The 9838-nt window shown below is 38.6% G+C and carries 7 protein-coding genes; 4 read left to right on the forward strand and 3 right to left on the reverse strand.

Annotated elements, in window-relative coordinates:
• Position 1: 1 nt before the first annotated feature.
• Positions 2-1324, reverse strand: coding sequence for a hypothetical protein (locus H0U71_07885; protein ID MBA2654963.1), 1323 nt, complete (start codon positions 1322-1324; stop codon positions 2-4).
• 305 nt (positions 1325-1629) lie between these two features.
• On the opposite strand from H0U71_07885, the gene H0U71_07890 reads away from it, so the two are divergent.
• The 3 genes from H0U71_07890 (at position 1630) to H0U71_07900 (ending at position 6607) form a co-directional block, all read left to right on the forward strand.
• A complete protein-coding gene (locus H0U71_07890) occupies positions 1630-2877 on the forward strand; it encodes an outer membrane protein transport protein (protein ID MBA2654964.1) in 1248 nt (415 codons plus the stop codon).
• Between the two features lie 108 nt (positions 2878-2985).
• Complete coding sequence (locus H0U71_07895; GenBank protein MBA2654965.1) at positions 2986-4182, forward strand: tryptophan/tyrosine permease; 1197 nt, start codon at positions 2986-2988, stop codon at positions 4180-4182.
• Between the two features lie 232 nt (positions 4183-4414).
• Positions 4415-6607 (forward strand): hypothetical protein, encoded by a 2193-nt coding sequence (locus tag H0U71_07900; GenBank protein MBA2654966.1) that lies wholly within the window; start codon positions 4415-4417, stop codon positions 6605-6607.
• Positions 6608-7202: 595 nt separating this feature from the next.
• On the opposite strand, the gene H0U71_07905 is transcribed toward H0U71_07900, so the two are convergent.
• Positions 7203-7787, reverse strand: coding sequence for a DUF4142 domain-containing protein (locus tag H0U71_07905; protein ID MBA2654967.1), 585 nt, complete (start codon positions 7785-7787; stop codon positions 7203-7205).
• Between the two features lie 117 nt (positions 7788-7904).
• Positions 7905-8330: an HU family DNA-binding protein gene (locus H0U71_07910; GenBank protein ID MBA2654968.1), complete on the reverse strand. Its 426-nt coding sequence runs from the start codon at positions 8328-8330 to the stop codon at positions 7905-7907.
• 263 nt (positions 8331-8593) lie between these two features.
• Between H0U71_07910 and H0U71_07915 the strand changes: the two genes are divergently transcribed.
• Positions 8594-9514 (forward strand): pirin family protein, encoded by a 921-nt coding sequence (locus tag H0U71_07915; protein ID MBA2654969.1) that lies wholly within the window; start codon positions 8594-8596, stop codon positions 9512-9514.
• Positions 9515-9838: the final 324 nt, after the last annotated feature.

Below are 9838 nucleotides of genomic sequence, written 5' to 3' on the forward strand. Positions count from 1 at the left end.
CTTATAGTTGTACTTGAATACCAATATAAGGACCATCAAAACTCACATCTGTCGTGCGGCGAGTACGCAATTCGGGTGACTCACTTCCAACAATGGATAAACGATCCACTGTATTCCAATAATGACTTACCCAATAACCCCCTTCAATACTGATACTGCCTCTTGACGGGTTACAAAATTGATAGGCAAACATCAAACCAAGTTTTGCATCTACGTTAGGAACAATGCGCGTTTCATCTGGATGTTTGAAACTCGTAACAGTGGAAAACGCATCGGTCACGGGATCATCACCAAAAAATACCGCTCCTGTGATAAAGGGTGCAGCGGCTCCTTCGGGTGTTGCGATAACGGTGGTGGAAGCTACGGTAGATCGTTCTAGTCTAGCGGTATACGAACTATCTTCTTCGCCCACTAAAAGAGAAGTTGAAATCCCTCCAACGATTCCGAGGGCTCCTTTTATCATATAAGTGCCTTCAATCCCGAATCGTGGACCGATGCCATCAAAGTCAGATTTTTGGTTTATTACATCGTTTTGTTCAGAAGCAACATCAATGATGACGGCAAGACCGAGTGTGCCAAGTACATCGTCTCCTCCCACATCTAGTAATACACCTACTTCAGAAGTAATTGGAGGTAAGGTGAAGTCTCTTACAGAGGTAAATGATTCTTCTAATTTATTTTCCAATTTAGCATAACGCAAACCGCCAAACAGGCGCAGATTCATTTTGTTGCCCACTTTAACTTGCTGCCCAAAATCAAGATCAACAGCGTGATGATCTAACTTTTGTTTTGCGGTAAAAGAGGTAATGGGTGACGGGATGGTAAGCGGTGGCAATAAAAACACTGGTAACGGTGGTGTTGTAGCAGCGAGTGTAGCCCCGGGTGCTAATGTTATTCCCACCAAGGCAAGGGGACCAATTAAAATTGGATCTGCCATTAAGCCGGATGAAGGAAGAAAAACTTCAGTCAAAATCTCATTTTCGACTTTTCGGTCATGAGTATAATTGGTATAGGTCAACCGTATGTCGTTACCTGTTCCAGGAAAAGCATAACCCACGTTTGCTTTAAAACCCCAGTCAAAGGAAGCTTCGTGATCTAAATATTCAGAGTGAGCGAAGCCACTCGTAAAGGTGGGTAACACAAGCGCATAGTCTGAATAAGGAATGCTTGGGCGCCAATAAATTCCTGCGAGTCCAAAGGTAATGCCGCCACATTGATTGGTTGGCACACATACATTGGGAAGGTAGCTATTATTATTCAGAGCTAAGGCATCTTTACTCATACTCGAAAAAAGAAGCGCTAGTCCTAATGATAATTTCTTCATCAATCACTCCTTGATAAATTGCAATTACAAAAAAAGGGAGTATGTCATCCTCTGCGCTATCAAACAAGTCTGGAACTTAAATCATGGATGCAGCGAGAGGACCTAAGTTTATGTCTGGGACATAGGTTATGAATTAGCATGATCTTTTAACACTTCGCTCAGTGAAAGAGACAAATTTCATCCTACAGACTTTTCATCACAAACTAAAAGATCTCGGCTATTGTGGTTGAAAGATGTCACCCAGCAAGATAAAATGCGAACCTTGTTTTGAATAGAATAACAGTTTTAACATATGGAAATAAAATATGAAAAGGAAATTTAAGGCTCCTTCAGTAAAGAAAAACTTGGGTATTACCTTGGTTTCAGGCGCCTTGCTCTATTCCTCCATGAGTTTTGCAAGTAACTTCCAAAGCTTTATCGGAATTAACTATTCCAACCCTGCGGAATTAGCTTTCTTAGTTAAAAACCTGCAAATGATTGCTTCTTATAATGAAGCCACACCCGATATCAAATTTAAAGGTACGGTAGTAGTACCCGATCCTTTTGGTTTAAATAATAATATTATAAATTCCGGAACCTCCACAAATATCGGTGAATTCACTTCATGCTATGGACGTTTTGCCAACCGATTCAGTGAATATGTAGTTGCAGGCATTGATATCACTCAGCCATTTAATAGCATAACGGAATACCCGAGAGATTCGTTGAGCAGATATTCTACGACCAAGACTGCCATAACCAGTGTCGATTATGCGCCAAATATTGCTTTTCAATTTCCTTATTTAAAACAACTCGCCTTTGGTGCAGGGGTTGACATAATGCAAGTATGGGCGGCATTAGACAAAATGTACCCCTCCCTGACTATCCCATTTGGCACAGGACCTGACATTGGTATTCAAAATCATGCTAATACGTGGACAGAAGGTTGGCATGCCGGTGTAGCGTATAATCCAGTTAAAGGCACCTATCTTGGACTCAGTTATTATTCCGTAACGACACCATTACTCAAAGGTGAAAGTAGGTTTTCTGGCTTCCCAACTTCCTATAATACCTTTGCCAGGTTGAAACTTCCCGCTACGACATCAGCTACCGCTACCCAATACTTGAGCGAAGACTTATTAGTAAGATTACAAGCCCGCTTCACAGAATGGAGCAGACTCAACAAGGTGGTATTAAATGGTATAGCAGGACCTTCAGATGATGCTACTGGCCTCGTGCTTTTGAACTACAAAAACACCTGGGAAGTAGATTTAAGCTCCCGCTATAATGTAACGAAGAAAATATATGTCGGTGGCTTGGTAGCTTACGATCAAACACCTACGAATGATAGAGACCGTGCTCTTGGTCTTCCTGAAGTAGATCGAATGAATTTTGCCGCACTTGTGGGTTATCGATTTACCAAAATTCTTTCTGCAGAAATAAACTATGTCCACGTCTATTTTGTTGAAACCACTCCCCTTAACAATGTGAGCCCTAATGATGCAACGAGCACACGAGGTAGCGCTGATGTTTCTGCAAATATAATTGGCGCAAGAGTCACTGTAGAATTATAGTCTAGCGACTTCTCGGTATTTTTTATTGAATGCCGAGAATCTCTATTGGGATCTATTCATTCCACCGGAATTAAAATCTAGCTTAAGTACCTTTCCAGGAGTTGCCCAATGGATTCTAAATTAATCGGTGGAATTCTGCTTATTGTGGGCACATCTATTGGCGCCGGAATGCTGGGGTTGCCTATTGCCGCGGCCGAGCTTGGCTTTGTCGGCTCCTTAATTTTTTTATTAGTTTGCTGGCTGATCATGGTAGTAGGGGCACTTTATTTACTCGAAGTAAATCTCTGGCTGCCGATTAATAGCAATTTAATTTCTATGGCTAAAGCAACCATCGGTCCACTGGGACAGGGGCTCGCTTGGCTCACCTACCTTCTTCTGCTCTACTCTCTTCTTTGCGCCTACATAGCGGGGGGCAGTGATTTATTTCATAATGTACTGGAAGCAAGCGGTCTAGATCTACCTCTCTGGGTATCCTCCATTTCATTTACCTTACTCTTTGGCTTTATTGTGTATGGCGGTATCCGCGTCGTTGACTTTGTTAACCGAGGACTCATGTTCGTTAAGTTTGGCGCATACATAATATTAGTATTGCTGCTCTTCCCTTTCATCTCAGTAGACAAACTTACTGCAGGTAATCTTACCTACCTCTCCTCTGCTACGGTATTGACTGTCACTATCACTGCATTTGGCTATGGCACCATTATTCCTAGTTTACGTGTCTACTTTATGGGAGACGCTCGAAAATTGAAGATTGCCATTATTATAGGCAGTTTGATTCCGCTGGTTTGCTATATTATTTGGGATGCCGTCATTATGGGTGTCATTCCACTTAATGGGGAAAACAGCTTAATAAATATTTTAAATTCCCCCCAATCAGTCAGTGATTTAGTCAATACATTGAGTAAATTAATCGGCAAAGAATTTATTATATTTTTTATTAAACTTTTCACATCGATTTGTGTAGTCACTTCTTTTCTTGGGGTGTCATTATGTTTAACAGATTTTTTTTCTGATGGTTTGCAATTAGAAAAAAAGGGCTACAACAATATCATCATTCATGCCGTAACTTTTTTGCCCTCATTAATCATCGCTCTCTATTTCCCTAATGTGTTTATTAAAGCCCTTAAATATGCGGGAATTAACTGCATTATTTTGCTGGTATTATTACCTGCATGGATGGCGTGGAATGGACGTTACCGTCGAGGTATTGCTGAGGGATTCCGCGTGGGAGGCGGCAAAATATTTTTGATTTCCTTTATAGTATTGGCGCTCATTCTTATTCTACGTAGTGTCTCTGGATCGTAATATCACGATTCATAGAAACCTGGATGCGCTATCGCTTCTTCATTTAGAGGTAGGATTGTTTATATAAATTTGTATATTAGAGAGTCTAGCTGGGTAAAGTTGCCTGATAAATCGAGAATTTTTTCAACAAACTTTGCATGATGTTGTTCAAGGCTCAGTGCCCGTTTTAAAAAAACTAGGCGTTAGTAGAGTAATATTGTAATATCAGTCTTTTTTGGGCATGGAGCCAACATTGGTCAATAAGCAGCGTATCTTGAGTAATTTCTATCTCTATATTATGGCAACATTATTGACAGGTATAATATTATTTTCGATAGTTTATGTTCCTGGCTTTGATTACTCGACTCCTTTGTCATATGGTGGCGAGAGTCTTGTCATTAATGTAATAGTAAAAGCCATTTTTGATAGCAAGTACTACATCAATATTCCTTTTTTTTCGGCGCCTTTTAGTTTTAGTTTTATCGACTTTCCCATCTATACTCCATTAAATTTTATAGCAGTACGATTTCTTTCTCTTTTCTTTGCGAATTATGGCTCGGTACTCAACACCTTTTATTTCTCTACATATTTATTAAGCACTGTTATTTCGTTAAGCATATTTAGACGGTTAGCATTAAATAATTTTTTTTCTTTAGTGGCAGCTTTATTATATTCTTTCAATTTTTATCATGTCTGGCGAGGAGTAGGGCATTTAACAGTTAATACTTACTTTGTTGCACCTATCTTTATTTATCTTGCTATTATCGTTTTTAACAGGCCGACTTTTTTGACAAAGATCGCGGCTTCAACACGCACAAAAAAAACAATGAGTATTATTGGGCTTTGTCTTTTACCAATTGCGGGAGCGTGCTGTAGTAGTGCCGGCTATTTTGTTCTATTTGGATGTTACCTAATTGCTATTGCTGGAATTATCGCCGCCATCAACAAAAAAAACTGGGCACCTATATTAAATGCATTTTTCTTTATTTCACTCAGCATGCTGACATTTGTCGCTTCTCTTTCTCCTACAATATTAAAAAATATACAGTATGGTCCAAATAAAGAGGCGTTTGCTCGCGGCCCCCAAGAATCTGAAGTTTACGCACTAAAAATAACCCAGTTATTATTCCCCCACGATGGTCATAGAATTGAAGCATTAAAAAATTTCAAGAAATATTATAACCAAACCGCTCCCTTGGTAAATGAAAATACCAGTGCTTCTTTAGGTGTCTTAGGCAGCATAGGGTTTTTAATTTTGCTAATGGTTTTGTTCATCAGAAGATGGCAGGTAAATACTACTCTGTATCTTTTCAGTATTTTTAATATAAGTTGTGTCTTATTCGCAATCTCAGGAGGCTTCTGTTCGGTGCTTGCATATACCATTTCCCCCATTTTACATGCATGCAATCGCATTAGTGTCTATATCTCTTTTTTTTCACTTTTTGCTTTTTTTATGAGCGCTCAATTAGTAATTGAAAAATTCCCCTCAATTCACAATAAATTTATGATGTCTTTCATAGCAATGTTGCTGCTCAGCATTGGTTTAATTGATCAGTTACCTTCATTTAGTTCTAACAAAATGTCACTCAGCAAAACTCAAATAGATTTCAATAATGACAAGAAATTTGTAAAACAAATTGAAACCTCATTACCCGCTCACTCGATGATATTTCAGTTGCCGGTCATTGGTTTTCCTGATCAATTAACCAATAATTGGCAAGAAATATATAGGCATTTTATGCCTTACTTACATACGTCTGCTTTTCGATGGAGTTATGGCGTTACTAATGGCAGCGAAGCATTAAAATGGCAGCAATCTTTGAGTGCTCAGTCCCCGCGAGAAATGTTACAACACCTGGCATTTTCAGGATATGAGGGATTATATATAAATAGAAACTGGTATAAGGATAAAGCGCAGCACCTTACGAGAGAAATCACGTTAATCACTAAAACAAAACCTCTAGAGAATGCCAGCTCAAATCTGGTATTTTATGATTTACAGCCTTACATACAGAAACTTAAGCAAGATAATCCATTACGGTTCCAGGATGAAGCCAGGAAAGCTGTAATTAATACTTCTTTAAACATAAGCTGGGCGAAAGGATTTTCCATCTTAGAAACACGGGATAAAAAAACCTGGCACTGGTGCGACAAAAAAGGGTGTCTAAAGATTTTCAATTTTACCACCCACAACGTACCTGTTAATATAAGTTTTAAAGTACAAACAGCTTACCCGGGGATGTCCACGCTATACATAACCAGCGATTTATTTGATACTAAAATTAATATTAATTGGACTGAAACTCGAGTATCTAAGAAGATAGAAGTTGCTCCTGGGATACATGTCATCAATTTTTCCACAAATGCAAAAAAAGTAGTCGCACAAGGCGACCCTCGCTCTCTTTATTTCAGTGTTAATGATTTTTTAATACAACCTTTGAGTTGAGCTTGCAACGTATTATTTAAATAATCCATACTGATTGCATCATTTAAAGAGAGTATTTGCCTTTTTTAATTTATTAATATAAGACCTCAAATCATAAAAAACTAGTGTTCCAGCATGGTCTATAAATGGCGTACGGCCAAGTACTGCGGTAAGTTCTTTTTCAATTTTTACACCAATTAATTAAAAGCGCGGTACTATTATAATATTGTTTGAAATTGCTTAGAAACACTATTCTATGACCACAATGCCTGCAATAAGTAGCAGAAAACAGCCAAAGAATGCGAAGTAACCTCCGCTACTACAACATGAAGCTAAAATACATATAAGTAAAAGCCCACATATTTTTATATCATGATGTATTGTCGTGGACTGTGTAGTACTTTTTGCAAAAAAAGAGATCGCTGTTATAAGTAATTAACACGATAAAAAAATATAATTATTCGCGCATCCTATATTAAATTTTAATAAGATCAGCGAGTTAAAAATTTAGTTTTTTAAAGCGGGTATCAGAACATTAAATAGGGAAAGAATCAATTGTAATTCGAATATTTACGAAATAGAGTCCCCGCTATTTCTAGCGGGGGACTTTACACTCTTAAGAGTTAGAAGATTGGAGTTTGCTTTGAATCATCTTTGCTTTTTCAAGATGACTTGTAACAGATGCCCGAGTAGCTTCTAAATGTTGTTTCAATTGTGGATTGGTTGTATTTTTTAAATCTTCATTCACTTTATCTAACGCTTCTGCATGGCCTTTAACCATTGCATCGATATAGGCAACTTGAAAATCTTTGCCATCCATTGGTTTCAAAGTAGATAACTCTTCCTTGCCCTTCTCTTTAAGAGCCACAACAGGTTCGTTTTCTACAGGTTTAATATCGATTTTTTTGCTGAGTGATATCGTTTTTTGAAGATTTTGACTATGCGCTTGCTTAAGCATTGCGGCATAAGATCTTACCATTGGATTGGTTTTCTTAGCCAACGCTTCATTTGCAGCAGCGATTTCATTTTTATTCAATACGATTAACCAGCCAATCACTTCACCCGCTTTTTGTTGGTCAGCGGTTGACTCTTGATTCACTGGTGCTACGGAACTTTTTTCATTGGTATTGTCTAATGCATAAGCAGATGCAAAAGAGAAGCTGGCAAGAAACAACAATGAACAAATTAGTTTAGATTTCATTTAGATACTCCTGTAATTTTAAACCCTAGAAATTGCACAAAATCATTAACCAATGATCTTTAACCATTAGTATTATACACATACCAGGTTATCCATCCAATATTAGCACCTATCTTCTTACTCGAGTATATCCTTGAGTGATTTAAGTGCACGTACCTTTATTATTTCGCGTTTCGGTTTAGCCGCAATGGTAATCGTTTCACCCGTGATCGGATTCCGCCCTTGCCGTTTTTTTGTGGCAGGCTTGGTTTTACGCACTACCTTGATGCCCATCTCAGGAAGAGTGAATTCTCCAGATCCCTTTTTAACAAGATGACACCTTGCTAAGAGACTGGTGATGATGAAAACATCCTTTATCTGTTTTATTGATAACTCCGAAACCTCAGAAATAGTGCGCAGAATCTGATTTTTTGTCTGTTTTTGCGTAATTGCTTTAAACTGTAAGGTGGGAGAAACGGATTTTGAGCTGGATGAGACTTTCTTGGTTTTGGTCGTTTTAGCTTTAGACGAAGCCGATTTTTTCGGTTTACTCTTTGCTGGCATATAGATCTTCCTTTAATTAATTTTCAAACCCTATGACAAATTGCGCTAATAGAATATCTCAAAATTGATTAAATTAAAATTAGGGCCTTCATAGATAATCGCATTTTGATATCTGACCCCTTTACTGACCCCTTTACGAGGGTTGGGGTTTGGATGATGGTATCTTTTATGGCTATAGTATATAAAGGTTAAATATAGCGAATGCCACGTTAGATATTAATATCCGGCCAGGAATCTATAACCCTAATGAGGATGGGATAGCCATGGAAAACTTAGAAATTGTTATCACAGCCCGAGAAAAAGACTTAGGAGGATTTAGCGTTCGCAGAGTCCTACCTTATGAGCATTGCATGATTGGACCCTTTATTTTTTTTGATCACATGGGCCCAGCTGCTTTTGCAGCAGGCCACGGAATCGATGTTCGTCCACATCCCCACATTAACTTAGCGACAGTAACCTATCTATTTGAAGGTAAAATTCGTCATCAGGATAGTCTTGGATCGGACCAATTAATTGAGCCCGGCGCCATTAATTGGATGGTTGCGGGACATGGAATAGTGCATTCTGAACGTACCCCCGAAGATTTGCATCGTGAAGGTAGTAAGCTAAATGGAATACAATGCTGGATCGCTCTACCCGATGAATATGAAGAAATGCCACCTAGTTTTACTCATCATCCTAAAGAAACGCTCCCTGAATTTGTCATTGATGAGGTTAAATTAAAACTATTACTTGGAAAAGCGTTTTCTCGCACTAGTCCCGTGAAGATTTATTCTGATATGTTTTATGTTTACGCAGATTTCCCTCGAAATACCGAGCTTACCTTTCCGACTGGAGATAATGAATGTGCTGCCTATGTGGTGAGTGGCAAAGTGCGCATTAATGATCAAGAAATTGACCATTGCGCGATGGCCGTCGCAAAAACAAAAAAACCTCTTTATATTGAAGCTATTGAAGACTCCAAAGTAATGTTGCTCGGAGGAAAATCAGTCGGCCAGCGTTATATTTATTGGAATTTTGTTTCCAGCTCTCAGGAAAAAATAGAGCAGGCTAAAGTAGAGTGGGCTAATGGACCGGGGAAAGCAGGATCACGCTTCCCACTAATTAGTGGCGATGCTCAAGAATTCATTCCTTTGCCAAACGAAGACTCCAGCACACTAAGTCCCAAAGGAACTATTATGTAATTCCATAATGACGGAATTAAAACAAACTACAGTGATGGCATTAAATCATTTTGATAAGCCTATTTTCGGGAGAGAGATGAGGTGATGGCCTTTAAAATAACTTCAGGAACCGTCTCTTTACTCAGCCTCACTGCTTGCAGTACCTCTAAAATAATGTTATTCGAATTTCCCCCTCTCCCGCGTAAATTGCCTTATTTAATTGTGTGACCGGCACATAGGTAACAAAAGTGGCCGGACACATCGGTAACATTAATCTACCATAAGTTTATTAACTTTAAGCATTTTTTCATTGAAGATAGCCAAAGGCATAAAAGAGAAATGTAA

This window comes from Gammaproteobacteria bacterium (assembly GCA_013697705.1).
Taxonomy (GTDB): Bacteria; Pseudomonadota; Gammaproteobacteria; order UBA6002; family UBA6002; genus UBA6002.